General features: G+C 73.1%; 18 protein-coding genes and 1 tRNA gene. 10 read left to right on the forward strand and 9 right to left on the reverse strand.

Annotated features, from left to right (window positions below; translation table 11 throughout):
- Positions 1-43 precede the first annotated feature (43 nt).
- The 3 genes from IH61_RS0109585 to IH61_RS0109595 are packed head-to-tail and all read left to right on the forward strand — an operon-like array spanning position 44 to position 2,621.
- Positions 44-709 carry an aminodeoxychorismate/anthranilate synthase component II gene (locus IH61_RS0109585; protein WP_031067811.1) on the forward strand — a complete coding sequence of 222 codons (666 nt, stop codon included), beginning with the start codon at positions 44-46 and terminating at the stop codon, positions 707-709.
- Positions 710-714: 5 nt separating this feature from the next.
- A complete protein-coding gene (locus IH61_RS47695) occupies positions 715-1,770 on the forward strand; it encodes a class E sortase (protein WP_234327101.1) in 1,056 nt (351 codons plus the stop codon).
- A gap of 29 nt (positions 1,771-1,799) precedes the next feature.
- The gene (locus IH61_RS0109595) at positions 1,800-2,621 is read left to right on the forward strand and encodes a class E sortase (protein ID WP_078910966.1); all 822 of its coding nucleotides are present in this window, start codon (positions 1,800-1,802) and stop codon (positions 2,619-2,621) included.
- 109 nt (positions 2,622-2,730) lie between these two features.
- Here IH61_RS0109595 and pknB read toward each other — a convergent pair whose 3' ends face one another.
- The 6 genes from pknB to IH61_RS0109625 all read right to left on the reverse strand — a co-directional run bounded on the left by pknB (position 2,731) and on the right by IH61_RS0109625 (position 11,164).
- On the reverse strand, positions 2,731-4,806 hold the full coding sequence (gene pknB, locus IH61_RS0109600) for a Stk1 family PASTA domain-containing Ser/Thr kinase (protein ID WP_031067818.1): 2,076 nt from the start codon (positions 4,804-4,806) through the stop codon (positions 2,731-2,733).
- A 262-nt stretch (positions 4,807-5,068) separates the two neighbouring features.
- Positions 5,069-6,526 (reverse strand): peptidoglycan D,D-transpeptidase FtsI family protein, encoded by a 1,458-nt coding sequence (locus IH61_RS0109605; RefSeq protein ID WP_031067820.1) that lies wholly within the window; start codon positions 6,524-6,526, stop codon positions 5,069-5,071.
- The gene (locus IH61_RS0109610) at positions 6,523-7,902 is read right to left on the reverse strand and encodes an FtsW/RodA/SpoVE family cell cycle protein (RefSeq protein WP_031067822.1); all 1,380 of its coding nucleotides are present in this window, start codon (positions 7,900-7,902) and stop codon (positions 6,523-6,525) included. The genes IH61_RS0109605 and IH61_RS0109610 overlap by 4 nt, the downstream gene beginning before the upstream one ends.
- Before the next feature lie 151 nt (positions 7,903-8,053).
- The gene (locus IH61_RS0109615) at positions 8,054-9,658 is read right to left on the reverse strand and encodes a PP2C family protein-serine/threonine phosphatase (protein ID WP_031067825.1); all 1,605 of its coding nucleotides are present in this window, start codon (positions 9,656-9,658) and stop codon (positions 8,054-8,056) included.
- A gap of 53 nt (positions 9,659-9,711) precedes the next feature.
- Complete coding sequence (locus IH61_RS0109620; RefSeq protein ID WP_031067827.1) at positions 9,712-10,251, reverse strand: FHA domain-containing protein FhaB/FipA; 540 nt, start codon at positions 10,249-10,251, stop codon at positions 9,712-9,714.
- Positions 10,252-10,297: 46 nt separating this feature from the next.
- On the reverse strand, positions 10,298-11,164 hold the full coding sequence (locus tag IH61_RS0109625) for an FhaA domain-containing protein (RefSeq protein ID WP_031067828.1): 867 nt from the start codon (positions 11,162-11,164) through the stop codon (positions 10,298-10,300).
- A gap of 419 nt (positions 11,165-11,583) precedes the next feature.
- On the opposite strand from IH61_RS0109625, the gene IH61_RS0109630 reads away from it, so the two are divergent.
- Positions 11,584-11,667, forward strand: a tRNA-Leu gene (locus IH61_RS0109630).
- 84 nt (positions 11,668-11,751) lie between these two features.
- Here the strand turns inward: IH61_RS0109630 and IH61_RS0109635 are convergent.
- Together IH61_RS0109635 and IH61_RS0109640 are read right to left on the reverse strand one after the other, a co-directional pair.
- Positions 11,752-12,900, reverse strand: coding sequence for a sensor histidine kinase (locus tag IH61_RS0109635; RefSeq protein WP_031067831.1), 1,149 nt, complete (start codon positions 12,898-12,900; stop codon positions 11,752-11,754).
- Positions 12,897-13,547 (reverse strand): response regulator, encoded by a 651-nt coding sequence (locus IH61_RS0109640; RefSeq protein ID WP_234327104.1) that lies wholly within the window; start codon positions 13,545-13,547, stop codon positions 12,897-12,899. The genes IH61_RS0109635 and IH61_RS0109640 overlap by 4 nt, the downstream gene beginning before the upstream one ends.
- 266 nt (positions 13,548-13,813) lie before the next feature.
- Here IH61_RS0109640 and IH61_RS0109645 point away from each other — a divergent pair, with 266 nt between their 5' ends.
- Both IH61_RS0109645 and IH61_RS46870 read left to right on the forward strand, forming a co-directional pair.
- On the forward strand, positions 13,814-15,643 hold the full coding sequence (locus IH61_RS0109645) for a phosphatidylglycerol lysyltransferase domain-containing protein (RefSeq protein ID WP_078910967.1): 1,830 nt from the start codon (positions 13,814-13,816) through the stop codon (positions 15,641-15,643).
- A gap of 277 nt (positions 15,644-15,920) precedes the next feature.
- Entirely contained in the window at positions 15,921-16,646 is a 726-nt protein-coding gene (locus IH61_RS46870; RefSeq protein WP_158844847.1) for a hypothetical protein, read from the forward strand.
- 55 nt (positions 16,647-16,701) lie between these two features.
- Here the strand turns inward: IH61_RS46870 and IH61_RS0109655 are convergent, their stop codons facing one another.
- Positions 16,702-19,395 carry a SpoIIE family protein phosphatase gene (locus tag IH61_RS0109655; protein WP_078910969.1) on the reverse strand — a complete coding sequence of 898 codons (2,694 nt, stop codon included), beginning with the start codon at positions 19,393-19,395 and terminating at the stop codon, positions 16,702-16,704.
- Between the two features lie 284 nt (positions 19,396-19,679).
- Between IH61_RS0109655 and IH61_RS0109660 the strand changes: the two genes are divergently transcribed.
- The 4 genes from IH61_RS0109660 to IH61_RS0109675 all read left to right on the forward strand — a co-directional run bounded on the left by IH61_RS0109660 (position 19,680) and on the right by IH61_RS0109675 (position 25,135).
- Positions 19,680-20,876, forward strand: coding sequence for a rhodanese-like domain-containing protein (locus tag IH61_RS0109660; protein ID WP_063763171.1), 1,197 nt, complete (start codon positions 19,680-19,682; stop codon positions 20,874-20,876).
- A 27-nt stretch (positions 20,877-20,903) separates the two neighbouring features.
- The gene (locus IH61_RS0109665) at positions 20,904-21,572 is read left to right on the forward strand and encodes a DUF5819 family protein (protein WP_051836663.1); all 669 of its coding nucleotides are present in this window, start codon (positions 20,904-20,906) and stop codon (positions 21,570-21,572) included.
- Positions 21,573-21,712: 140 nt separating this feature from the next.
- Positions 21,713-22,894 (forward strand): HTTM domain-containing protein, encoded by a 1,182-nt coding sequence (locus IH61_RS0109670; protein WP_158844850.1) that lies wholly within the window; start codon positions 21,713-21,715, stop codon positions 22,892-22,894.
- 9 nt (positions 22,895-22,903) lie between these two features.
- Positions 22,904-25,135: an FUSC family protein gene (locus IH61_RS0109675; RefSeq protein ID WP_063763172.1), complete on the forward strand. Its 2,232-nt coding sequence runs from the start codon at positions 22,904-22,906 to the stop codon at positions 25,133-25,135.
- The last annotated feature ends 26 nt before the right edge of the window (positions 25,136-25,161 follow it).

Consider the following 25,161-nt stretch of genomic DNA (forward strand, 5'->3'; position numbering starts at 1 on the left):
GCACTTCCATCCAGTACCGCACCCCCACGGAGACCACGCGCGCATGAGCAGCCAGCCGAATCCGCCCCGCATCCTGGTGGTGGACAACTACGACAGCTTCGTCTTCAACCTGGTGCAGTACCTGTACCAGTTGGGCGCCACCTGCGAGGTCGTGCGCAACGACGAGGTGACCGTCGAACACGCCGTGCGCCGCGACGGCGACGCGGGCTTCGACGGAGTGCTGCTCTCCCCCGGGCCCGGGTCGCCCGAGGAGGCCGGGGTCTGCATCGAGATGGTGCACCACTGCGCGGGGATCGGGCTGCCGGTGTTCGGCGTCTGCCTGGGCCTGCAGTCGATCGCCGTCGCGTACGGCGCCGTGGTCGGCCGGGCGCCGGAGCTGCTGCACGGCAAGACCTCCGCGGTCGAGCACGGGGACACCGGGGTGTTCGCGGGCCTGCCCTCGCCGCTGACCGCGACCCGCTACCACTCGCTGGCCGTCGACCCGGCCACCGTCCCCGCGGAGCTCGAGGTCACCGCCCGGACGGTGGAGAGCGGCGTCATCATGGGCCTGCGGCACCGCGAACTCCCCGTCGAGGGCGTGCAGTTCCACCCCGAGTCGGTGCTCACCGAGGGCGGCCACCGGATGCTCGCCAACTGGCTGGCGGACTGCGGGGACCCGCGGGCCGTGGACCGGTCGACCGGGCTCGCCCCGGTGATCGGCCGAGGCTGAACGGCGTGACCACGCTGCGACCGGAGGGGCGCTACCAGCCGCAGGCGCAGGAGTGGCCTCATGGGGAGCCCCAGGGCCATGGCCCGGACCCGTACGGCGCCCAGCAGGCGGCCGGAGCACCCGAGGACGCCTGGGGCGTGTACGAGCAGGCCGAGCAGCCCGCCGCCGACGGCCCCGAGTACCCCTGGCTGCCGGACCAGACGCTGCAACTGCGGCTGCCCGCCGACCTCGCGGGCGCCTCGGCCGAGCCCGCCCCGCCCACCGGCGGCCGGGCCGAGCGCCGGCGCGCCGCGAAGGGCCGTACGGCCGTCCGCTCGGGCCATGGACGGCGCCGGGCACGCGGCAGGGCGGCGGCCGGGCCGAGGCCCAAGGAGTCGCCCCTGGTGCTGATGGCGCGGTTCGTCGGCGAGTCGTGCATCACCCTCGGCGTGGTGATGCTGCTGTTCGTCGCGTACCAGCTCTGGTGGACCAACGTGCAGGCGGACCAGGCCGCGAGCGACGCCCGCGACCAGCTGGAGCAGCAGTTCGACCAGACCCCCAAGCCGGGGCAGCCCGCGCCGGACCCGAACAAGCCCGAGGTGTTCGCCCCGGGAAAGGGCTTCGCGATCGTCTACCTGCCCAAGCTGGGCCTCAAGTTCCCGATCGCCGAGGGGACTTCGAAGTCGGCGGTGCTCGACAACGGCCTGGTCGGCCACTACACGGGCACCGGCATGCCGGCCGACAAGGCGGGCAACTTCGCGCTGGCCGCGCACCGCAACACCCACGGCGAGCCGTTCCGGTACATCAACAAGCTCGACAAGGGCGACAAGATCATCGTCGAGACGGCCACCGCGTACTACACGTACGAGGTCACCAGCGGGATCCCGGAGACCTCCCCGAGCAACGTGAGCGTGATCAAGCCGGTGCCCAACGGCGCCGGATACCCCGGCCCGGGCCGCTACATCACGTTGACCACGTGCACCCCGGAGTTCACCTCCAAGTTCCGCCTCATCGTCTTTGGCAAGATGACGGAGGAACGGCCGCGCAGCCAGGGCAAGCCGGCTGCGATCGCGGGCGGGTAGCCGCCCGGCACGGAGGGGGAGCACCACAGATGCAGGACGACGGCGCCGGACGATCGGCCGAAGCCGGTCGGGAAGCCTTCCCGCCGCCCGAGGAGGCCCCGCCGCCCGCGCGCCGGCGGCGCAGCGCCGCACTGGCCGCGCTGGGCGTCCTCGGTGAGCTGCTGATCACCCTGGGGCTCGTCCTCGGCCTGTTCGTCACGTACTCGCTGTGGTGGACCAACGTCCAGGCCGACCGGGCGTCCTCGGCCGCCGGGGACAAGCTGCGCGGTTCCTGGGCGGCCCCCGGTGGCTCCCCCGCCCCGAGCGCCGGCGCGACCCCCGGGACCCCCGGAGCCCCGGTCGGCGCACGGCAGTTCGCGGCAGGGGAGGACGTCGGCTTCCTGCACGTCCCGTCGATGGGCTCGGACTTCCAGGTGCTGATCCGGATGGGCACCTCCACCGCCGTCCTGGACGAGGGCGTCGCGGGGGTCTACGAGCAGCCGTACAAGGCCGCCATGCCCTGGGACCGGGACGGCAACTTCGCGCTCGCCGCCCACCGGGACGGCCACGGCGCCAAGTTCCACGACCTGGACGCGGTGAACAAGGGCGACGCGATCGTCGTCGAGACCAGGGACAAGTGGTACGTCTACAAGGTCGACAACACCCTGGCGGAGACGTCCAAGTACGACACGGGCATCGTCGCCCCCGTCCCGGCCCGCTCCGGCTACACCGCCCCCGGCCGGTACATCACCCTGACGACCTGCACCCCGGTCTACACCTCGCGCTACCGGATGGCCGTCTGGGGCAGCCTGGTGCGCGTCGACGAGGTGGACGCCAGGCGCACCCCGCCGCCGGAGCTGCGGCACTCCTGAGCGCGTGAACGCGTGGGGAACGCCCGAGGGCCCGCCGCGAGCGATCGCGGCGGGCCCTCGGGCGTTCCCCCGGTCCAGGAGTTCTCAGAACCAGGGGAAGACGGGCGGCTTAGGGGTTCCCTTTGGTGGGGTCCCCCCCTTTGGGCGGATCGGCCGGCCTGGTGATGAGCTGGACCTGGGAGTTCGGCTCGACCTGGCTGCCGGCGCCCGGGTTGCTCTGCACGACGATCGCGTTCGGGTCCTGCGGGCCGGCGACCACGGTGTAGGTGAGGCCGAGCTTGGACAGCTTGTCGCCGGCCTCCGACAGCTTCACGTTCTGCAGCGGCGGGATCTGGGGCTTGTCCTGGGCCTTGAAGATCGTCAGCGAGATCTTCGTGTTGGCCGGCGCCTTGGTGTTCGGCGCGACCGACTGCTGGGCGACGGTGTTGGCCTTGGTCGGGTCGTTGGTCGGCGTGGTCTTGGACGCGTCGACCTGGAAGCCCGCGCTCTGCAGCTGGTTGACCGCGTCGTCCTTCTGCTGGCCGACCACGTTCGGCACGGACACCTTCGACTTGCCCTGCGAGACCGTCAGCTTGACCGGGGTGCTCGGGTCGGCGTTGGAGCCCGCCGCCGGGTCCTGGGCGGTGACGGTGTCCTGCGCGGCGGTGTCGTCGTCCTTGTACTCGGTGGTGACGTTGGCGAAGCCCGCGTCGTTCATGGCCTTGGTGGCCTGGTCCTTGGGCTTGCCGGTCACCGTCGGAACCGGGGCCTTGGCGGGGCCGGAGGAGAGCTGCACCGTGATGGTGGCGTTCTCCGCGACCTGGCTGCCGGCCGCCGGGTTCTGGGTGCAGACCTGGTCCTTCTTGACGTTGGCGTCCGGGCAGGCGATCTTCTCGCCCTCCGTCACGACCAGCTTGGACCCGGCCGCGGTGGCGGTCGTCCTGGCATCCGGGAGGGTCTTGCCGACCAGGGTCGGGGCGGTGACCTTCGCGGTGTCCTTCTTGTCGGCGAACATCGCCTGGGCGACGAAGAAGGTGCCCACCAGGACCAGCACGGCGGCGATCGCCAGCAGGATCCAGGAGGTGTTGCTCTTCTTCGGCTGCGCGCCGCGGCGGCCGCCGGGGCCGTCGTCCTGCCCGCCGCCCTGGCCGCCGGCGTAGGTCTGGCCGTAGTCGTCCTGGTAGCCGCCCTGCTGGCCGTAGCCGCCCTGGCCGCCGGCCTGCGGCAGCACCGTGGTCTGGGCGCCGCCGGCCTGCTGGGGCAGGACGTTGGTCTGGCCGTACGGGTCGTGCTGCTGCGGGTAGCCGTTCTGGTCGTACCCGTAGCCGCCCATGCCGTACGCGGCCTGCTGGGCCGCGGCCACCGGCAGGCCGTCGAGGAAGCGCTCGATGTCGTCGCGCATCTCGTCGGCGCTCTGGTAGCGGTAGTCCCGCTCCTTGGCGAGCGCCTTGAGCACGATCGCGTCGACCTCGGGGCGCACCTCGGGGTCGAAGACGGACGGCGGCTGCGGCTCCTCCCGGACGTGCTGGTAGGCCACCGCGACCGGGGAGTCGCCGACGAACGGCGGGCGGACGGTCAGCAGCTCGTAGAGCAGGCAGCCGGTGGAGTACAGGTCGGAGCGGGCGTCGACCTGCTCGCCCTTGGCCTGCTCGGGGGAGAGGTACTGGGCGGTGCCGATGACGGCCGAGGTCTGCGTCATGGTCATCCCGGCGTCGCCCATCGCGCGGGCGATGCCGAAGTCCATGACCTTGACGTTGCCCTGCCGGGTCAGCATCACGTTGGCCGGCTTGATGTCGCGGTGGACGATGCCGGCCCGGTGCGAGTACTCCAGGGCCTGGAGGATGCCGATGGTCATCTCCAGCGCCCGCTCGGGCAGCAGCCGGCGGCCGGAGTGCAGCAGTTCGCGCAGCGTCGAACCCTCGACGTACTCCATCACGATGTACGGGATGGAGATGCCGTCGATGTAGTCCTCGCCCGTGTCGTACACGGCGACGATCGCGGGATGGTTCAGCGAGGCCGCCGACTGTGCCTCGCGGCGGAAGCGGGCCTGGAACGACGGGTCACGGGCCATGTCGGCCCGGAGCGTCTTCACGGCGACGGAACGGCCGAGCCGGGTGTCATGGGCGAGGTACACCTCGGCCATGCCGCCGCGTCCGAGGACGCCGCCGAGCTCGTACCTGCCGCCGAGGCGACGAGGCTCTTCCATAGTTCCGACCCTCTCCCTCACCCGCCGGTGAGGTTGTGACGTAGGTGTCCCCGCACGCTCTGGGTGACGCCGCGCGGCCCTGCGCCGGTTCTCCGGCCGGGCCGTGCACCGCCTCGCGGGCGGCAACGGGCACACCCGCTGCTGGCGGATACGCTACCGGTCGCCGCGCGCCGGACCGGAGTCCACCGTAGGCCGATATCAGACCGGTATCCGGACGGGGGTGCCGATCGTGACATTCCCCTCACTCCCGACACGGCGTGCGTTACTTGCCGAGCGCCGTCTGCATGACCGCCTTGGCGATCGGGGCGGCGAGGCGGCCGCCGCTGATGCCGTCGCGGTTCTGGGAGCCGTCCTCGACCACCACGGCGACCGCGACCGACTGGCCGTCCGCCGTCTTGGCCCAGGAGGTGAACCAGGCGAAGGGCAGCCCGGCGTTGTCCTCGCCGTGCTGGGCGGTGCCGGTCTTGCCGCCGACCTGCAGGCCGGGGATCCGGGCGTTCTTGCCGGTGCCGTTCTCGACCACCGAGATCATCAGGTCCTGCAGCTTCTGCGCGGTGGCCGGGCTCATCGCCTGGGAGAACTGCTTCTCGGTGTGCTTGGAGATGGTGGTCAGCGAGGCCGAGCGCTCCTGGTCGACCAGGTAGGGCTGCATCAGGCTGCCGTTGTTGGCGATGGCGGCGGAGACCATGGCCATCTGCAGCGGGGTGGCGCGGGTGTCGTGCTGGCCGATCGAGTCCTGGGCGGTCTGGTCCAGGCTGGGGCTGTCCGGGAAGATGCTCTTCTCGGAGCGGACCGGGGTGTCCACGGTGCTGTTGAAGCCGAACTTCTCGGCCTGCGCCCGCATCTTCTCCTTGCCCAGGTCCGCGCCCATCTTGGCGAAGACCGTGTTGCAGGACTGGTCCATGCCGGACTTGACGGTGGCGTTCTCGCAGCGCTCGTCCGGGCTCTCGTTCTTGAGCTCGGTGTTGGTGCCGGGCAGCTTGTACGGGTCCGGCGTCGTGGTGGCGTCACCGGTGTTCTGGTACAGGCCGTTCTCGAACGCGGCGGTCGCGGTGACCAGCTTGAAGGTCGAGCCGGGCGGATAGGTCTCGCGCAGCGCCCGGTTGAGCAGCGGCTTGTTCGCGTCCGCGTTGAGGTCGTTCCACGCCTTCTTGTCGCCGTCCTCGCCGCCCGCGAAGGTTCCCGGGTCGAACGAGGGGGTGGAGACCAGGGCCAGGATCGCGCCGGTCTTCGGGTCGAGCGCGACCACCGCGCCCTTCTTGTCGCCGAGGCCGTCGAAGGCGGCCTTCTGGACCTTGGCGTTGATGGTCGTGACGACGTCGCCGCCGCGCTTCTCGCCGCCGGTCAGCATGTCCAGGGTGTTGCGGAAGAACAGCCGGTCGTCGGAGCCGGAGAGGATGCCGTCCTCGAGGTTCTCCAACTGGCTGGAACCGTAAGCCTGGGAGGAGTAGCCCGTCACCGGGGCGTACATCGGGCCCTCGTTCCAGGACCGCTTGTACTTGTAGCGCAGGCCGTTGACGAAGTCGGACTTCGTCACGGGCTGGCCGCTGACGATGATGTTGCCGCGCGGGTGGGCGTAGCGGTCGTACAGCTGGCGCTTGTTGTTCTTGTCGCTCGCCCAGGCGTCGGCCTGGACGCCCTGGACCCAGTTGGTGCGCACCATCAGGGCCAGGATCAGCACGAGGCAGAAGATCGAGACCCGGCGGATCGGTTTGTTCATCGGGCGGGTCCTCCCCGGTTCTCGGTGGCGGTGGGGGCGGGTTCGGCCCCCGGGCGGCGGGCGCTGTCGCTGATCTTGAGCAGGATCGCGATGAGCGCCCAGTTGGCCACCACGGACGAACCGCCCTGGGCCAGGAACGGCATGGTCATACCGGTCAGCGGGATCAGCCCGGTGACGCCGCCGGCGACGACGAAGACCTGCAGGGCCATCGCCGAGGCCAGGCCCACCGCGAACAGCTTGCCGAACGGGTCGCGGGCGGCGAGCGCGGTGCGCAGGCCGCGCTGCACCAGCAGGCCGTACAGCAGGAAGATCGCCATCAGGCCGGTGAGCCCCAGCTCCTCGCCGAAGGAGCCGAGGATGAAGTCGCTCTTCGCGGCGAACTGGATCAGCCAGGAGCGGCCCTGGCCGAGGCCGGAGCCGGTGACGCCGCCGGAGCCGAGGGCCATCAGCGACTGGCCGATCTGCTCGGTCGCGCCCGCCGGCCGGTTCGGGCCGAAGGCGGCCATCGGGTCCAGCCAGGCGTCGATGCGGACCTTGACGTGGCTGGTGGTCATCGCCACCGCGACCGCGCCGCCGACCGACATCAGCAGGCCGAAGAGGATCCAGCTGGTCCGCTCGGTGGCGACGTAGAGCATCACCACGAACAGGCCGAAGAACAGGAAGGAGGTGCCCAGGTCGTTCTCGAAGACCAGGATCAGCAGGCTGAGCAGCCAGACCACGACGATCGGGCCGAGGTCGCGCCCGCGCGGCAGGTACAGGCCCATGAAGCGGCGGCTGGCCAGGGCGAGGGCGTCGCGCTTGACCATCAGGTAGCCGGCGAAGAACACGGTCAGGATGATCTTGGCGAACTCGCCGGGCTGGATGGAGAAGCCGCCCAGGCGGATCCAGATCTTGGCGCCGAAGTCCTCCGCCCGGGCCGGGAAGAACGCCGGCGCGGCGAGCAGGACGATGGCCACCACCATCGAGATGTAGGTGTAGCGCTGGAGGACCCGGTGGTCCTTGAGCAGGACCATCACGCCGATGAACAGCGCCACCCCGAGGGCCGACCACATCAACTGGTTCTTGGCCGCCGGGTAGTTGGCGGGCAGCAGGTGGCCGGCCTTGTCCAGGCGCCAGATCATCACCACGCCCAGCCCGTTCAGCAGGGTCGCGATGGGCAGCATCAGCGGGTCCGCGTACGGCGCGAAGCGGCGCACCAGCAGGTGCGCGACCAGCGCCAGCGCGCCCATGCCGAGGCCGTAGCCGAGCATGCCGGCGGGCAGTCCGCCGTCCATCGCCAGGCCCACGTTGGCGTAGGCGAGCATCGGCAGCAGGACGGCGAAGGCCAGCAGCCCCAGCTCGGTGTTGCGCCGGTTCGGCGCGCCCTGCGGGGAGATCGTGGTGTTCGTCCGCCGCCGGGGGACGGCCCGGCGGCGGACGGTGTCCCCGCCGACGGTGCCACCGGCGGTGCCGCCGAGGTCGTAGCTGCTCACGGGGCCACCGCCTCCCGGCGGTTCCCGGGGGCGGTTCCCTGTGCGATCACCGGCGTCACGGCTTCGGGCAGGATTCGGCCTTGGTCTTGTCGGACTCGCTCAGCGGCGGCGCCGTCGGCTGCTCCGTGGGGGCCGGGGCGGCGGCCGCCGGCGGGGTGGCGCCCTGCGTCGGAGCGGTGGCGGCCGCGGCCGGGGCGGAGGGGGAGGCCGACGGGGTGTGGGCGCTCTTCTCCGGGGTGGGCGTGACCGCCGAGTACGAAGCCTGGGTCGGCGGGGTCGGCGGGGTCGCCTTGGTGGCGCCCTGGTCCCTGACCTTCTGGCACAGGCTGACCCAGCCCTCGAGCTCCTGGAGCTTCGGGTCGGCGTCCTGCAGGCTGCTGAGGGTGATGGTCTTGTTCACCACCGCCCGCTGGTCCTTCGGCAGCAGGTCCAGCTTGATGTCGTTGTGCGAGGTGTGGACCGAGGACAGGTTCAGACCGGCCAGGTTCTGGTTGACGCCCTGGTAGACGGCGACGTGGTCGCCCTCCTCGCCGATGTAGTACTGGTCCTGCGTCCACCGGTAGCCGAAGTACCCGGCGCCGCCGAGCAGGCCCAGGGTGATCAGCACGGCCAGCGGGACGGCCAGGCGGCGCTTGCGCTTCGGGGGCTCCTCGTCGAAGTCCTCGGCGCCGTACACCGAGGGCTCGGCGGGCTCCTGCCCGTCGTACTCGCCGGTGTAGCCCGCGGCGGGGCCGAAGTCGCCCTGGGGGGCGCCGTAGCCGGCGTCGTAGCCCTCGGCCGGGCCGAAGGCGCCCTGGGGGTTGCGGCCCAGCCCGGCGGCGCGGCCGGCCGGGGTGTCGGCGATGGAGTGGTCGGCGGCCGAGGACGGCGGGGTGTCGGCGACGGCGCCGACGACCACCGGGACGTCGTTGAACTGGCCGCTCATGGTGTCGGTGGCGCCGACGTCGATGACGTCCGCGACGATGCAGGTGATGTTGTCCGGGCCGCCGCCGCGCAGCGCGAGCTGGATCAGCTCCTGCACGGTCTGCTCGGGCGAGTAGTAGCTGCCCAGGGTGTCCTGGAGGGTCTGGTGGCTCACCGGGCCGGAGAGGCCGTCCGAGCAGATCAGGTAGCGGTCGCCGGCCCGGACCTCGCGGATCGACAGGTCGGGCTCGACCTGGCCGCGGCCGTCCAGCGCCCGCATCAGCAGCGAGCGCTGCGGGTGGGTCTCGGCCTCCTCGGGCGTGATCCGGCCCTCGTCGACCAGGCGCTGCACCCAGGTGTGGTCCACGGTGATCTGCGCCAGCGAGCCGTCGCGCAGCAGGTAGGCGCGGGAGTCGCCGACGTGCACCAGGCCCATCCGCTGGCCCGTCCACAGCATGGCGGTGAGCGTGCAGCCCATGCCCTCCAGCTGGGGGTCCTCCTCGACCATCTGCCGGAGCCGGTCGTTGGCGCCCTGGACGGCGTCTCCCAGCAGGGTCAGCAGGTCGGCGCCCGGCACGTCCTCGTCCAGGCGGACGATCGAGCCGAGCACCTCGGAGGACGCGACCTCGCCGGCCGCGGCGCCGCCCATGCCGTCGGCCACGGCCAGCAGCCGCGGCCCGGCGTAGCCGGAGTCCTCGTTCCCTTCCCGGATCAGTCCCTTGTGGGAGCCGGCGGCGAAGCGCAGCACCAGGGTCATGCGACCTGTGCCCCCCTCTGGGTCATGGACGGGATGCTTGCCCTCATGCGCTACTACTTCCGCAGTTCGATGACGGTCCTGCCGATACGGATCGGCATGCCCGGCTGGAGCGGAGTGGGCGCGGTCAGGCGCTGCCGGTCCAGATAGGTGCCGTTGGTGGAGCCTAGATCCTCGACCGTCCACTGCCCAGTCTGATCCTGATAGATCCTGGCATGACGGGAGGACGCGTAGTCGTCGTCCAGCACGATCGTGGAGTCGTGCGCGCGGCCCAGCGTGATGGTCTGGCCCTGCAGCGCGACGGTGGTCCCGGCCAGCGAGCCCGCGACCACGACCAGCTGGGTCGGGCCGCTCGCGCGGCGACGGCCGCCGCCGCCCTGGGTCTGGCCACCGGTGTTGCCCGCCGGGGGCGGGGTGGCGCCCCGCCCGGCCGGCTGGGTCTGCTGGACGGCGGAGGTGGCGCCGCGGCGGGAGCTGCGGGGGTTCACCTTGGTGCCGAAGAGGTCGCTGCGGATCACCTGGATCGCGACGATGACGAACAGCCACAGCACGGCCAGGAACCCCAGCCGCATGACCGTGAGGGTCAGTTCTGACATGACCGTCCCGCCAGTCGGTGAGCGAGGCGCGCGAACAACTCGGACACTACCCTTCGACCTGCCGGTAGACGATGGTGGTGGAACCCACGACGATGCGGGAGCCGTCGCGGAGCGTAGCGCGCTGGGTGTGCTGTCCGTCCACCACGATGCCGTTGGTCGAACCCAGGTCGAGGACCATCGAAGGGGTGCCGGGTCGGATCTCGGCGTGCTTGCGGGAGACCCCGGGATCGTCGATCCGCACGTCGGCCTCGGTCGAGCGGCCGAGTACGCAGGCGGAGCCGGAGATCTGGTGGCGGGCGCCGTTCACCTCGACCCAGCGGCGCATCGAGGTGCCGTGGCCGGCGCCGGGGAAGGCGCGGACGTTGCCGCCGGCGGGCGCGGGCGGGGCCGGGGGCATCGCGGGGGGCGCGGCGGGCGGCGGGGGCGTGCCGTACGAGCCGGCGCCCTGCTGCTGCCACGGCGCGCCGGGGGCCGGGGCGGCCGGCGCGCGGTCGTAGCCGGGCGTCTGCGGGGCGGCGTACTGCTGGGGCTGGGGTTCCTCGGCCGCCAGGGTGCGGCTGCGCACCCGGTACAGGCCCGTGTCCAGGTCGTCGGCCTTCTCCAGGTTCACCTGGAGCGGGCCCATGAAGGAGTACCGCTGGGCCTCCGCGTACTCGCGGACCATGCCGGCGAGCTCGTTGCCCAGCTGTCCGGAGTACGGGCTGAGCCGCTCGTGGTCGTGCGGGCTGAGTTCGACGATGAAGTCGTTCGGGACGACGGTGCGGTCGCGGTTCCAGATGCTCGCGTTGTTGTCGCACTCGCGCTGCAGCGCCCCGGCGATCTCCACGGGCTGGACCTCGGACTTGAACACCTTGGCGAAGGTGCCGTTGACGAGACCCTCCAGCCGCTGCTCGAACTTCTTCAGCATCCCCATGGGGCACCCCCTTCCAGGGTCCGTTCGCCTGCCCGCCGACCGATTCCGGCCCGGGGGCCGGTCGCGCCTACTTGCGGTACTTCCGTACTGATCGTATCCACGCCGGGCCCTTCCGTACGGTTCCCGGACCGCGTGGTGCCCGGGGGTGGGCTCGGACACACAGGGTGACGCATGTCCGGGCCGGCACGCCAGGTCTGCCCGCCCGGGCGGCCCACCACCCCTCGCCGGACGGTTCGTCGGGCATCCGTTCGGGTGTCCTCCGTTCGGTCGGAATACGGATTCGGAGTGCTCCCCCCGGTCGTGCTACTGTTTTCCACGTCGGAAGGGCCGCCCGCAAGGGAAGCCGGACCGGAGAGAAGCGAAGGCCACATGGTACCGAGCGGCTCCGAGGATCGGTCGGCAACGAAGACGACACCCATGCGCGGGTGGCGGAATAGGCAGACGCGCTGGATTCAGGTTCCAGTGCCCGAAAGGGCGTGGGGGTTCAACTCCCCCCTCGCGCACAGCGAAACCCCGCAGGTCCTCGGACCTGCGGGGTTTTCTCGTTGTCCCCCTCTTTTGATTCCGGCCTTCTTGATTCCGGAGAGTCAGGAGCGGGCGGCCGGGAGTTCGGCGCGGACCTCGAAGCCGCCGTCCTGGGTCGGGCCGGCGGTGAGGGTGCCGCCGAGGAGCTGGGCGCGTTCGCGCAGGCCGACCAGGCCGTGGCCGCCGCCGGGCAGGGTCTCGGCCGGGTGGACGGGCGGGCGCTCGTTGCGGACCTCGACCCGAAGCCGGCGGCCCTTGGCCCGGACCCTCACGTGCACCACCGCCTCCGGGGCGTACTTGGTGATGTTGGTCAGCGCCTCCTGGACGGTGCGGTAGGCGGCCCGCTCCACCGCCTCCGGCCACGGGCGGTCACCGGGGTTCAGCTCGGCCTCGGCCGCCAGGCCGCTCTCCTCGATCAGCCGGGGCAGGTCGGCGAGGCGGGGCTGGGGGGCCAGCGGGCTGTCCGGGACGGGACTGCCGGCGCCGCGCAGCACCCCGACCATCTGGCGCAGCTCGTCGAGGGTGCGGACGGACAGTTCGCGGATGGTGCGGGCGGCGGAGGCGGCGGCCGGGTCGGCGGTGCTCACCTGGAGGGCGCCGGCCTGGATGCTGATCAGGCTGACCTGGTGGGAGACCACGTCGTGCATCTCCCGGGCCAGCCGGCCGCGCTCGCTGATCAGCACCCGCTCGGCGAGCAGCCGGCTCTCGCGCTCCTGGCCGCGCGTCAGCTCGTCCAGCCGGGCCGCGAGCTCCCGGCGGGTGCGGGCGAGCAGGCCCGTGGCGGCGGGGCCGGCGGCGAGCATCACGGCCTGGATGGCGTCGAGCGCGGTGGCGCGGCTCAGGTCGAAGACCGTGTCGGGCAGCGGCCAGTGGAAGAACTCGACCAGGGTGAACAGCAGGCTGCAGGGCACCAGCACCCGGGGGTTGGGGCGCTCGGAGGCCACCGTGTAGACGGCGGTGATCGGGGCGAGCCAGATGTCGTCCACCCAGCTGCCGGGCATGGTGAGCAGCAGCACGGTGACGGGCAGGCGCCGGCGCCAGAACAGGGCGACGGCCGCCAGTGTGGAGAGCGCCACCTTCCACCAGGAGGCGTCCCTGGCCACCAGGGCGGCGTCCAGCAGGGAGTAGAGGACGGGCAGCAGCAGCATCAGCCAGGGCGCGGTGCACCAGGCCGGGAGTCTGCGGGGCGGCAGCTGGTCGGCGGCCGTCATGCCCCGTCGCCGGGTTTCGGCCGGACGAGGCCGGCCCGGTGGGCGACCACGGCGGCCTGGACGCGGTTGGCGGCGCCGAGCTTGCCGAGGATCGCGCTGATGTGGTCCTTGACCGTGCCGGTGCCCAGGAACAGCCGGTCGGCGATCTCGGCGTTGGACAGTCCCTCGCCGAGCAGGGCCAGGACGTCCAGCTCCCGGCCGGTGAGGGTGCGGGCGAGGGCGGTGGCCTCGGCGTCGGGGCCACCGCCGTCCACGTAGCCGCCGATCACGGTGCGGGTGACGGTCGGGGAGAGGATGTTGCCGCCGGCCGCGAGGACCCGTACGGCGTGCACCAGCTGGTCGGGGGCGGTGTCCTTGAGCAGGAAGCCGGCCGCGCCGGCCCGCAGGGCGGTGCCGATGTAGTCGTCGGTGTCGAAGGTGGTGAGCATCGCCACGGCGGGCGGGTCGGGCAGGGCGCGCAGGCGGCGCAGCACCGAGATGCCGTCGAGGTCCGGCATCCGGACGTCGAGCAGCACCACGTGGGGGCGCAGTCGCTGGACGTGGTCCTCGGCCTGGCCGCCGGAGCAGTCGCCGACCACCTCGAGGTCCGGGGCGGAGCCCACGATGAGGCCGAGGCCGGAGCGGACCAGGATCTCGTCGTCGACGATCAGCACGCGGGTGGTGGTGATGGTGCCTCCTCGGTTCGGGCGGCCGGGTGCAGGCGGTCCGCGTGGGTCGTTTCGAGAGTAGGGGTAGAGGGCGCGGGCCGCCGAACGCCCGTGTGCCGTGACCCCCGCCGTTCGGCGGGGGTCGGAATCCGCTACCCGGTTCACGCAATTCTCAGCTTCGGTGGGGAACCATGGAATTGGCTGCCAGTCGTCGGCCTCTCGGGCCTGCGGATGCGCCCCACCATCTGATCGTTTGGAATTGAGCTGTGTCGTCCACTGTGAAGTCGGAGCCGTCCGCCACCTCCCAGGATCCCCGGCCCGTCGGCGCGCTCGACCGCTGGCGCCCGAGGGCGGCCTCGGCCTGTGTCTGGTACCTGAGGCTGCTCGCGCTGCTGAACGTCGCGACGGTGCTGCTGGTGCCGTTCCGCGAGCAGGTCAGCGAGCACAACGAGGGCGAGTACTTCACCCCGTACCTGATGACCTCCGGCCTCGCCAGCGCGGTGCTGTCGATCTTCCTGGCGATCGCGATGCGGCGGCGCAAGCGGGCGGCGTGGATCTTCAACGCGGCGCTGGGCAGTGCGTTCGCGCTGCTGTACCTGCTCGCCATGCTGGTGCCCGGCGAGCATTTCGTCGACCACCCGCTGAACTACATCTCCACGGTGCTGACCTGCCTGTTCGTGCTGGCGCTGTTCGTCGGGCGCAAGGAGTTCACGTCCAAGGGCGACCGCTCCAACCCGAAGACCGCGGCGGCCACCTTCGTCGGTGGGCTGCTGTTCGGTGGGCTGGTCGGCTCGCTGCTGGTGTGGGCGACCAACGCCCTGAACGGCGCGGGCTTCTGGGACCTGTTCCGCTACTCGGTCGGCCGGATGATCACCATCACGCCGTCCCTGCACCTGCGCTCGGTGATCTCCGCCCCGACCTGGGTGGACGCGGCGATCAACACGATGGGCGGCCTGCTCTTCCTGCTGGTGCTGTACACGGCCTTCCGCAGCCCGCGCGGCACGGAGCTGCAGACGGCCGAGGACGAAGCGAAGCTGCGCGGCCTGCTGGAGAAGCAGGGTGAGCGGGACTCGTTGGGCTATTTCGCGCTGCGTCGCGACAAGGCGGTCATCTTCTCTCCGAGCGGGAAGGCGGCGGTGACGTACCGGGTGATCGGTGGGGTCTCGCTGGCCTCGGGTGACCCGATCGGGGATCCGGAGGCGTGGCCGGGTGCGATCGACGCGTGGCTGGCGGAGGCCCGTGAGCATGCCTGGGCGCCGGCCGTGATGGGTGCGTCCGAGGAGGCCGGGGTGATCTATGCCCGGCACGGGCTGGACGCGCTGGAGCTGGGTGACGAGGCGATCGTCGAGCTGGACGAGTTCTCTCTGGACGGGCGTGCGATGCGGGTGGTGCGTCAGGCGTACAACCGGGTCAAGCGGGCCGGGTACACGGTGCGTATCCGCCGGCACGAGGACATCTCCGAGGAGGAGATGGCGCGGCTGGTGGCCAGGGCCGACGAGTGGCGTGACGGGGCGACCGAGCGTGGCTTCTCGATGGCGCTGGGCCGTCTCGGCGACCCGGGTGACGGGCGCTGCGTGATGCTGGAGTGCCACGACGGCGGGGGTGAGCTGCAGGCGCTGCTGAGCTTCGTGCCGTGGGGGCCGGACGGGCTCTCGCTGGACCTGATGCGCCGGGCCCGGGACACCGAGAACGGCCTGATGGAGTTCATGGTGATCGAGCTGCTGCAGCGGGCCGAGGAGGTGGGGCTCAAGCGGGTCTCGCTGAACTTCGCGATGTTCCGCTCGGTCTTCGAGCGTGGTTCGCGTCTGGGCGCGGGGCCGGTGCTGCGGTTGTGGCGCTCGGTTCTGGGTTTCTTCTCGCGCTGGTGGCAGATCGAGTCGCTGTACCGGGCGAACGCCAAGTACCGGCCGATCTGGGAGCCGCGCTACCTGCTGTTCGAGAAGAGCAGCGAGATCCCGCGGATCGGCATCGCCAGCGCCCGCGCCGAGGGGTTCATCGTGGCGCCGACCATGCCGGCCCTGTTCCGCCGCCGGCACGCGGGGGCGGCCGTGGTGGCGCCCCGGGTGCCGGTGGGGGCGCGGGACGGGAAGGAGTAGGGGCCGCAGGGGGGAGTCTCCCTCCGCCGGGGGGCGGAGGGGTGTTCTCGGCCGTATGGGGGTGCGCAGGGGCGGGCGGTCTCCCCCTTGAGTATGACGATGGTCCCCATCCGTGCCGATGTGCGTTTGTTAACAGGCTTCTAATGTTGGAGTCGTTGAGAAGTTCCGGGGATTCGGGAGAACGGTTGTGATGGACAGGACCCACGCGGGGGGCGTGCGAAAGGGGCCGCTGGCGTACGCCAGAGCGGCCGCTGTCGCCGAGTGGGGAACGTTGTTCGTGACGGTCCGGGACGGGGTGGTGCGCAAGAAGTTCGCCGCCGTTCCGCTGGCGAGTGCGGCGACGTTCCTGATCCTGCTCTTCAGCATCGTGCAGCACCTGCCGGGTGGCGAGCGCTTCGTCAACCACATCGGTGTGGTGAAGGCGGCGCTGCCGCTGGAGGAGTCCCTGCTGAGGACGCCGCTGTCGCTGTACGTGCCGGCGCTGGACCTGCCGGTCTGGGGGGCGCTGGCGCAGGTGTTCGTGGTCTTCGCGATCGCGGAGATCGTGCTCGGCCGGCGGATGACGCTGGTGGTCGCGTACGCCTGCACCCTGACGGGCACGCTGTTCGCCCGGGTCGGGGTGGCGATCGGGCCGGAGCACGTGTTCGGCTTCCCGAAGTGGGTCGCCTACGTGCGTGACACCGGGCCGTCCGCGGCGGTGGTGGCGCTGGCGATCTGCATCGCCTTCCGCGCCCGGGCCTGGCTCACCGCGGGCCTGGTGGTGGCGCTGATGGTCGGCGAGGCCGTGGTGCTGCCGAACCTGGCCGGTCTGGAGCACGTGGTCGCGGTCATCACCGCGCTGCTGATCGCCGTCTCGGTCGAGGTGTTCGGGGACTTCTGGCCGCGGGTGCTGGCCGGGGTCGGGGCCGCCACCACGGTGGCCGCCGCGACCACCGTCGCCGCCGCGGTGGCGCCGCTGGAGGCCGCGGAGGCGCGGCGCCAGGCCGGGGCCGTCATCCCCTGAAGGGGCCTGTCACTGCGCTGCCGGCCGGGTACGGGACGTTGTCCCCACCCGGCCGTCACGCGTGCGGGAGGGGCAGCTCGAACCAGACGACCTTTCCCACCGCCTTGCGGGCGGTGCCCCAGCGTTCGGCGAGCTTCGTGACCAGGGTGAGGCCGCGGCCGGTCTCGCCGAGCTGCTCGGCGGGCTCCAGCGAGGGCAGGTTGTGGTTGTCGTCGCTGACCTCGACCAGCAGCTTGTCCACCCGGATCAGCTGGAGCTGGACCCGGTCCCTGGCGACCCGGACGGCGTTGGTCACCAGCTCGCTGACCAGCAGCTCGGTGGTGTCGGCGAGCGCCTCCAGGTGCCAGGCGGCCAGCTGCTCGCGGACCAGCGAGCGGGCCCGGCGGACCTCGCGGTGGTCCACGGTGAGGTCCCAGGTGGCGACCTCGGACGGGGCGACGCCGTCGAAGCGGGCCACCAGGAGGGCGACGTCGTCCTTGCGGTCGTCGGAGTGCAGCCGCTTGAGGACCACGTCGCAGGCTTCCTCGGGGCTCTGCCTCGGGTCGATCAGGTTGCCGCACAGTGCCGCCAGGCCGGCTCCTATGTCCCCGCCCCGGACCTCGACCAGGCCGTCGGTGCAGAGGACCAGCATCGAGCCGTCCGAGACGTCGATGGTCTTGGCGACGAAGGGCACCCCGCCGACGCCGATCGGGGCGCCGGCCGGGATCTCCAGCAGCTCGCCGCTGCCGTCCGGGTGCACCAGGACGGGCGGGACGTGGCCGGCGCTGGCCAGCTCGCAGGTGCGGTTGATCGGGTCGTAGACCGCGTACAGGCAGGTGGCGAGGTGGTCGTCGCCGAGCTTGTGGGCCAGGTTGTCCAGGTGGCGCAGCAGCTGGCCGGGCGGGAGGTCGAGGGCGGCGAGGGTCTGCATCGCGGTGCGGAAGCGGCCCATCGCGGCGGCCGAGTGCAGGCCGTGGCCCATCACGTCGCCGACGACCAGGGCGACCCGGCTGCCGGGCAGCTGGATCGCGTCGAACCAGTCGCCGCCGACCTCGGCCTTGGGGTCGCCGGGCAGGTAGCGGTGGGCGATCTGCACGCCGGGGATCTGCGGCGGGCGGGTCGGGATCATCGAGCGCTGCAGGGTGGTGGCGACCCGGGCCTCGGCGCGGTGCAGCCGGGCGTTGTCCAGGGACAGCGCGGCGCGGACGGCCAGCTCCTTGAGGGTGGCGGCGTCGCTCTCGTCGAAGGGCGCGCGGTCCGGCAGCCGGAGCAGCTTGAGGATGCCCAGGACGGTGCCCCGGGCGGAGAGCGGGACGACCAGCATCGAGCGGCCGGAGACCACCGGGGCCAGTCGGACGCCGCCGAGCGCGATCGCGTAGTCCACCGCGACGTCGTCGGTGATCACCGGGACCAGCACCGGCTGGTTGAGCTGGAGGGCCATGCCGGGCGGGGTGCGGCGGGGCATGCTGACCAGGGCGCCCTCGGGCAGGACGTGCTCCCAGACGCCGCCGGTCTCGTTGTGGACCAGGGCCACCCGGCGCAGCATGGTGTCGTCGTCCGGTCGGGAGACCGGCAGCTCGGAGTCCGAGATCAGCCCGTCCACCAGGTCCACGCAGGCGAAGTCGGCGATCCGGGGGACCAGCACCTGGCACAGCTCGTGGGCGGTGAAGCCGAGGTCCAGGGTGGTGCCGACCTTGCCGCCGACCTCGTTCAGCAGGGCCAGCTGCTCGCCGGCCTGGCCGTTGGTGAGGAAGGGCACCAGCCGGCCGGTGGACAGGCCCTCGGGGGCGGCGGGCCCCGGGACGGCCCGGGGCTGGTCGGCCGGGGGCTGGTCGACGAGCCCGGCGGGATGGCCGTTGGCGGACTGGGTGGCGGCGGCCGGCTCGATGGCGGCTCCTCCTTGGGCGAGGTGCGCGGCGGGGGACGTGGCGGGGGCGGGGCGCTGGGCGGGCAGGGCGGCGGCGCGGCGGCCGGGCGCGGACTGCTCGGGCTGGGGCGGCGGGCCGGTACGGGCGGCGCGCTGCTGGGGTGTCGGGTAGCGGCGGCCGATCGCGGAGGCGGCGTGCGCGCTGCCCGCCTGGGCGTCGGCCGGGAGCACCGGCAGCACGGTGGCCGCGTCCAGGCGCAGCGCGGGCAGGCCCGCGGCGTCCAGGACGTCCAGCAGCAGGGCCCGGCGCCCGGCGGCCGCGGCGGGCAGCAGCCGGGCGAACTGCTCGGGCACCGTACGGCCGGGCGGGGCGAGGGCGGCGGCCAGGCGGTGGAAGCCGCCCCGGGCGGGCGGGGTGGCGGCGAAGGGCGTCATCCGCTCGCCGATCGCCAGGCGCGGCCCGGCGGTGCGCAGCGGGCGGGCGTCGGCGGCGAGGGCGAGCAGGCCGCCGGGCTGGTCGGCGGTCGGGTGCCTCAGCGGGTAGGCCCACCAGAGGACGTCGCGCAGGTGCTCCTCGCGGTCGAGCACGGCGAGGCGGCCGGCCCAGGGGGCGCCGGAGGCCGTCAGCGCGGCCAGGGTCTCCAGGGCGTCGCCCCGGCGGCGGCCGGCGGGATCGCCGGGGGACTCCACGGTGGGCAGCAGGCCACCGGCCGGGCGGTCGCGGGCGACCTCGGCGCGGTGCCCGAAGAGCTCCTCGGCGCTCCGACTCCACTGGGCGATGCGGCCGGACCGGTCGACCAGGACGAGGGCGAGCCGCAGCAGGGCGGCCACGCCGGCGGGGTGGTCACCCGGCACGGTCTCGGCACCCGCCGGACGCGGTGTGGAGTTGGACTCGGCCACCATGGATACGGTCTGCTCCCGCCTGGCCGCCACGGCTGGGAGGCGGACCGTCTCTGAGGAGGAGGAGGAAGGCGCGCTGTGCGGATACCAGCGAAGCACGGACGGGGCCGGGCTCGACACCGAAACGGGCAGATTCCTCGGGAACCGTTGCGTGTCGGACCGCGCGCGCCGGTGCGCACCTCCCCTTCACCCGGACGGCGCCACCACCGCCGAGGGTAGGGTGACAGGCCGGGCCGCCCGAGCGGCGGCCCGGACACGGCAGGCCGGACGAGACACAGAGGCGAGAAGTGAGCGCGCAGAGCCCCGCCCGCTGGACGGACCCGGAGCAGCTCGACCTGGAGGAGCGGGTCGCCGCAGCCGAACTGGCCTGGCTCAGCATGGACGTCGACGTGCAGACGCTCAGGGTCGAGATCGACAACTTCGCGCTGATCCACCACCAGCTGCTCGGCCCCCTCTACGCCCGGCTCGACGAGCTGGACGCGCTGGTCGCCGAGGCCGTCGCCGTCCGCACGGGCCTGCCCGAGGACCTGCGCCGCGCCGCCGAGGCCCGTCGGCAGGTCGAGGAGCTGCCCGACCTGGACGCGCTCTTCGACTCCGTACGGGAGCGCGCCGGGGAGAGCGAGGAGGCCCCGCCGCCGCCGGCCGCCCCCGCCCGGGTGCGGCCCGGCAAGGAGGCCCAGCGGATCTACCGCGACCTGGTGCGCAGCGCCCACCCCGACCTCACCACCGACCCGGCCGAGCAGCAGCGCCGGGCCGCCTTCCTGGCCCGGGTCAACGAGGCTTACGCGTACGGGGACACCGCCGTGCTGACGGGCCTGGCCGCCGAGTGGTCCACCGCGCCCGAGGCCGCCCCCGCCGCCGACTCCCCCGACCGGCTCGACTGGCTGCGCCGCCGGCTGGAGTGGCTCACCGCCAGGATCACCGCGACCGCCACCGAGCAGGTCCGCCTGGAGCAGACCCCGATGGGCCAGCTGCTCGCCCTCGCCCCGCAGGACCCGGACCGGCTGCTGGAGCAGCTCGCCGAGGAACTGCTCGCCAAGGCCGCGGAGCGGCAGGCCGAGCTGGAGCGGCTGCTCGGCCCCTCCGGAACCCCTGGCGCATCCGCCCCGGTGGGCGACAATGGCACCGACCCGACGCACCCCCAGGAGAACCAGACGATGTTCGCGCAGATCCCCACCACCGACGCCGCCGCCGTGCCCGCCGAGGCCGCCCTGCTGGACGTGCGCGAGCAGGACGAGTGGGACGCCGGGCACGTGGACGGCGCGCTGCACATCCCGATCGGGCAGGTCGTGGCCCGGCTCGGCGAGCTGCCCGACGAGAAGCTGTACGTGCTCTGCCGCGTCGGCGGGCGCTCCGCGCAGGTCGTCCAGTACCTGGTGCAGCAGGGCCGGGACGCGGTGAACGTGGACGGCGGGATGTACGCCTGGGAGGGTGCGGGCCGTCCGATGGTCAGCAGCACCGGGCAGCCGGCCTTCGTCCTGTAACCGCCGGGCCCGGTGGGGGGAGGCCCGATGGGGTCTGGGGGAGGGATCACGGACCGGCCGGCGCGGGACCGGGTCTGGTCGGCGCCCGCGCAGCTGTTCCTCGGCCTGTCCGCGGCCGGCCTGGCGACGGTCACCGCGCTGTTCCTGGCCGCCGTGTTCCTGCACGTCGCGCCCGCCAACGCGCTGTCCCGGCAGTACCAGGAGCAGGTCGACGGACTGGTCTACCCCGAGTTCGAGCAGAACTGGAGACTGTTCGCGCCCAACCCGCTGCAGCAGAACATCACCGTGGACGCCCGGGTGCGCACCGCGGAGGAGGGCGGCGGCACCCGCCTCCACGACTGGATCGGGCTGACCGCCCGGGACCTCGCCGCGATCCGGGGCAACCCGGCGCCCAGCCACGTCGACCAGAACCTGCTGCGCCGGGCCTGGGACTTCTACGAGGGCACGCACGACGCGAAGGACGAGACCGCGACCGTGGCCAGGGGCAGGCTCGCCGAGCAGTACCTCAAGCGGATCGCCCTCCAGCGGATCGGCCGGGAGGTGGACGGCGAGCGGGTGCTGGAGATCGAGTTCCGGATGACCGCGACCACCCTCGCGCCGCCCCCGTGGAGCGGGGAGGCCGCGCCGCCCGCGCCCAAGGTGCGGGAGCTGCCCTGGTGGGCGGTGGCCGACGAGGACTACCGGGGGCTCGGGTGAGCGAGCTGTCGCCGTCTCAGTTGCCTGCTCAGCCGCCTGCTCAGGCGCCTGCTCAGCCGTCCGATCAGCCGTCCGCTCGGTCGCCCGCTGAGGAGGACCAGCGGCTGCTGGTCGGCATCCCCCGGCAGGGCCCGTCCCCCGTGCAGGCCGCGGCCGAGGCCGCGTCCCGTCGGGTGGGGCCCGCGGAGACCGTCGCGAGGGCGCTCGGGAAGGCGCTCGGGGCGTTCACCGGGCGCGTGCTCGGGGCGCACCAGGCCGCGGTGGTGCGGATCGGCTTCGGGCTGGTCTGGCTCGCCTACCTGCTGCGCGAGTGGCCCAACCGGCGGGTGCTCTACGGCGACCGCTCCCCCTGGGCGATGGACCTGGCCGAGCGGCTGCTGGCCGACAACGGGGCGTTCACCGTGCTGCCCTGGTTCGGCGGGCGGGCCTGGTTCGAGCTGGTCTACCACCTGGGGATGCTGGCCGCCCTGGCGGTACTGCTGGGCTGGCGGACCAGGGCGAGCACGGTGCTGTTCCTGGTCACCGTGCTGTCGCTGCAGAACCGGGACGTCTTCCTCGGGGACGGCGGCGACAACGTCGTCCACCTGATGGCGGTCTACCTGGTCTTCACCCGCTGCGCCGAGGTCTGGTCGCTGGACGCCCGACGGGCCAGGGCGGACGGCCCGGGCGGGGTGGTGCTGTGGGCCGTCCTCGGGGCGGTGCTGGCGCTCTGTCAGCTGGGCGAGTTCTCCGGTGAGACGCTCACCTGGACGAGCCGGACCTTCCCGTACGTCGGCTGGTCGCCGCTGTTCTGGGGTCTGTGGGCCGTCGCCGGGCTCTGGTGGACGCTCCGGCGGCTGCGGCCGGAGGGCGAGCTGCGGGCCGTGCTCGACGCGCTGGCGAACATGGTGCACAACTGCGCGATGCTGGTGATCGCCGTCGAGGTGGTGCTGATCTACGCCACCGCCGGCTGGTACAAGGTGCAGGGCTCGCGCTGGCAGGACGGCAGCGCGCTCTACTACCCGCTGCACCTGGACTACTTCACGCCCTGGCCCTGGCTGTCCGGGCTCGTCGGCTCGGCCCTGCTGCCGGTGTTCCTGCTCTCGTACGGGACGGTGATCCTCCAGGTCGCCTTCCCGTTCACGCTGCTCAACCGGCGGGTCAAGAACGTGCTGCTGGCGGTGATGATGGTCGAGCACGTGGGGATCGCGGTGGTGCTCGGGCTACCGGTGTTCTCGCTCGCGATGATCGCGGCCGACTCGGTGTTCCTGCCGACCGGGCTGCTGCTGTGGGTGGCGGCGCGGGCCGGGCGGCTGAGGCGGGCGCGGAGGCGCTCGCCCTAAGATGGCGGCATGTCCTGGTTTGCCGCACTTCGTGACACCGCGCGGACCGGACTCACCCTCGACCGGGCGCTCAGTGACCCCAAGCGCGCGTTGCGCGGGGCCGTCGCCGTCGCCCTGGTGCTCTTCCCCACGCTGGCGCTCGGCGGGCCGGCGCTCGCCACCTCCGCGGCGATGGGCGCCTTCATCGCCGGGACGGCCACCTTCCAGCGCAGCTTCCGCCCGCGCGCCAGCCTCGCCGTCGCGGCCGGCATCGGGCTGGGCACCAGCACCTTCCTCGGGTACCTGGCGGCCGGGGTGTACGGGCTGTTCCCGGTGCTGCTGGCGGTGTGGGCCTTCGGTGCCGGACTGGCCTGGGCCATCGGGCCGACCGCCGGGGTCGTCGCCGCCAACACCGTCTCGGTGATGCTCGTCGTCGTCCAACTGCCCGTCAGCGCCGCGGCCGCACTCGGCCACGGACTCGTCGCCGCGCTCGGCGGGGTCTCCCAGGCCCTCGTCATCACCCTCCTGCCGATCGGCAGCTGGTCCGCCCAACGGGCCGCGCTCGCCGACACCTACGCCGAACTCGCCGACTACGCACGCCGGTTGCGCCAGGACCCGACCGCGCACATCGACCCGGCGCCGTTCATGACCGCCCGGCACGCCTCCGCCGTCACCCCCTGGCAGGACCGCCACCGGCCGCCCGAGCTGCGCGGACTGCGGGGCCTCGCCGAACGCATCCGCCCCACCCTCGCGGCCCTGGCCGACCCCAAGGTGGGCGCCCCCGAGGAGGGGCCGGAGCGCGACCGCGCCCGCGAGGTCCTGGCCGCCTCCGCCGAGGTCATGGACGCCCTCGCCCGGGCCGTCCGCACCGGCGACCCGCTGCGCCTGCCCCGCTCCGCGCCCGCGCTCACCGTGCCCGGGACGGACGACGCCACGCTCCTGCGCGGGGCCGCCCGGCGCTCGGCCCGGCGTCTGGGCGGGCTGCTTCGCAAGGCCGCCGACGCGCTCGACCGGGGCGACGAGGACACCATCAGCACCCCCGTGGTCGGGGCCGGCGGGGCGCTGCGCAAGCCGCCGCTGTCGCGGATGCTGCCCGTCGCACTGCGGGCCGTACGGCGGCAACTGCGGCCGCGCTCGGCGGTGTTCCAGCACGCGGTGCGGCTGGCCGGGGTGGTGACCGTCGCCTATCTGCTCGCCCGGCTGGCCGGCTTCGAACACGGCTACTGGGCGCCGCTGACCGCAGCGATGGTGATGCGGCCGGACTTCGCGCAGACCTACAGCCGGGGCGTGGCCCGGCTCGCCGGGACGGTGGTCGGGGTGAGCGTCTCGACCCTCGTGGTGCAGCTGGCCCACCCCGGGCAGTGGGTGCTGGCCGCGCTCGCGGTGGCGTGCATCGGCGGGGCGTACCTGACACTCAGGACCGGGTACGCGCTGATGACGGTCGGGATCTCCTCGTACGTGGTGTTCCTGCTCGGGCTCCAGGAGGGGGACCCGCTGGTCACCGCCTTCGAGCGGGTCGGGCTGACGCTGCTCGGCGGGTCCGTCGCGCTCCTGGTGTACGCGCTGTTCCCCACCTGGCAGACGGCCCGGCTCGGGGAACGGCTCGCCGAGTGGCTCGCGGCGGCGGGGCGGTACGCGGGGGCGGTCATCGCCTGCTACGAGACGCCGGCGCAGCCTCGGGAGCGGGTGGTGCGCACCGCGCTGCTGGACTCGCGGGAGGCGCGCTCCGAACTGCTCCAGGCGATCCAGCGGGCGGACGCGGAGCCCGGGCGGCACGAGACGGGGCTCGCCGGGGTGAGCCGGCGGCAGATCGACCGGGCCCGGGCGGCGGTGGGGCACCTGGGGCGGGTGGCGGTGCTGCTGGAGGCGCACCTGCCGGGGGCGGACGCGGAGCCCGTACCGGGGGCGGCGGAGTACGCGGAGGAGCTGCGGCTGGCCACGGCGCTGGCGGCGGGGGCGCTGCTGACGGGCCGGCCGGTGGAGTTCGGGGCGGTGCGGGAGGCGCAGGCGCGGCTGGAGGAGGGGCTGGCGGGGGCTCCGGCGGGGGCGCCGAGGGACGGGGCGCAGAGGGAAGGCGTGCAGAGGGACGGGGCGCAGAGGAACGGCGCGCAGAGGGAGGGCGTGCAGCGGGACGTGGTGCGGGCGGGGACCCGGCTGGTGGGGCAGGCGTTGCGGGATCTGGAGCGGGCGCTGCGGGGGAGCGGCGGGAAGGAGGGGCGGGAGGAGGCGAAGGCACAGGTGGGAGAGTGGGGGGATGGATGAGGTCGAGGTGGAGCGGGACTGGCGGG

It is taken from the genome of Streptomyces sp. NRRL WC-3742 (assembly GCF_000720635.1).
In the GTDB taxonomy this organism is placed as follows: Bacteria; Actinomycetota; Actinomycetes; order Streptomycetales; family Streptomycetaceae; genus Kitasatospora.